Annotated in this window: 2 protein-coding genes; one reads left to right on the top strand and one right to left on the bottom strand. The window is 38.6% G+C overall.

The window, feature by feature from the left end; genetic code table 11:
- Positions 1 to 595: metallophosphoesterase family protein (locus AC1DPQ_RS26450; protein WP_477611390.1), on the bottom strand; the 595-nt coding region annotated here is incomplete at its 3' end.
- A 306-nt stretch (positions 596 to 901) separates the two neighbouring features.
- Here AC1DPQ_RS26450 and AC1DPQ_RS26445 point away from each other — a divergent pair.
- On the top strand, positions 902 to 1,915 hold a 1,014-nt coding region (locus AC1DPQ_RS26445), incomplete at its 3' end, for a DUF763 domain-containing protein (RefSeq protein ID WP_477611389.1).

Here is a 1,915-nt window from a genome sequence, read left to right as displayed (position 1 = left end):
ATGATTGCAGTGGTGCCCATATTGTACTCACAAACCATTTGCTAAACCAGTTTCCGTCACTCTGTAAATCGCCCTGATGGCCGTGGGTTAAGAAAATATCAAGCTTACTTTCCCCCACTGTGATCCGTAATATTGCACCTTCGTAAATATGGATTTTAGTTCCGTAAATTCTATTGAGGTTAAATCCCGCTAAAGGATCATTATCCCAGTATAAATCATGGTTACCAAATATTTTAGTGAAATGGTTTTTTGAAATAAAAGCTTTTTCTGCTTCGAAAGTAGCCTGATTGTGTTTAATTACAGATTCTAGCAAATTCTCCCAAAGTTCCTCGCTATCACCCAAATTAATATAATGGAAATCTTGTTGGTTATAGTATTCGAGCGCCTTTAAATAATTCTTTTTAGCTAAAGTAAAATCATCGGCATAATCACGGGCACCTTTATGCTGGTCAGATAAAACGATAAATTTATCAGTATTGGCAACATCAAAAATAAGTCCACGTTTACCAGGTGTTGTGTTGATGGTTTTGTACAGTTTATTTAAAGCTGCATGGATGCGTTTACGGTTYGGTCTTGAACCAAATTTATTCGACATGCGAATAATCCAAGCACTAAGTAAACGTTGTAAGAATTTCCGCATGTATAAAATGAGCCTTCGCTAGTATTATTGTTTCTCAAAATAACAAAAAATATCACCAATCGTTTTTTCTGAAAAGCAATAGTTGTAATTATTAGGTTAGGTTCGGCCTTGCTTTCCGTTTTATGCCGTGAAAAATCGACATGCTCACTCCAATCAAGTTTAGCTTACACCGGTTAATCGCTTTTATTAAAGTCAGTCCCTTTCTATCGCCAATAAAATAAAGCCTTTACTTTAAATAATATTTTACTAAATTTGTTAGTATTGAAAAGATCAGGAAGCGCAGATTTACCCCTACATTATGGCCATGTACCACCATGGCTGGCGCAGCGTATGGCAACACTTGGCCTGGCTATAACGGAAGCGATACTATTAGAATATGGTAAAGCAGAAGTAATACGCCGTTTAAGCAATCCTTTTTGGTTTCAGAGTTTAGGTGCTGTAATGGGTATGGACTGRCATTCGTCTGGAATTACGACATCGGTAATGGGCGCTTTGAAGAAATCGATTAATCCCTTATCGAAAGAGTTGGGAATTTACATTTGCGGAGGCAAAGGAAAACACAGCAGAGAAACGCCTAATGAACTTTTAAAAATTGCCGACAAAACGGGTTTAAATGGGACAGCGTTGGTTCGGGCCAGTAAACTCAGTGCAAAAGTAGACAATACAGCCATTCAAGACGGTTTTCAATTGTATCTTCATAGTTTTATTTTAAGCAGCGAAGGCGATTGGGCAGTGGTGCAACAAGGCATGAGCGATAGTAGCTCGACAGCAAGAAGATACCATTGGCATTCTGAAAACCTAAAATCTTTTGTCGAAGAACCGCATACGGGTATCTGTGGCATTAATCAAGGGAAGATCTTAAATCTAACGGCTAATGATGCTGATAAAACGAGGCAGAGTATGATGAGCATTACAACTGAATCGCCAGTGAGAATGCTTAATGAAATACAAAAATTGGTATTGCCCGATCATCATGAGGTAAAATCGAAAGATGTAGATTTAAAACGTTTAGGAAGTATTTTATGGCTTGCACAGGAAAAGCAGCCGAGAGATTTTGAGGAATTATTATTACTCGAAGGCATGGGGCCAAGAACCTTACAATCGATGGCTTTAGTGAGTGAGGTGATTTATGGTACACCTTCGCGATTTAGCGACCCTGCCCGTTATTCTTTTGCACATGGCGGCAAAGACGGACATCCCTTCCCTGTTCCGGTAAATGTTTATGATGAGACCATAAGTGTTTTGCAGAAAGCAATTGAAAAAGCGAAGATTGGA

The sequence above is a fragment of the Pedobacter sp. 01T416_2 genome, from assembly GCF_056398925.1.
The sequence above is the reverse complement of the archived record's forward strand: the minus strand, read 5'-3'. Positions and strand labels throughout refer to the sequence as shown.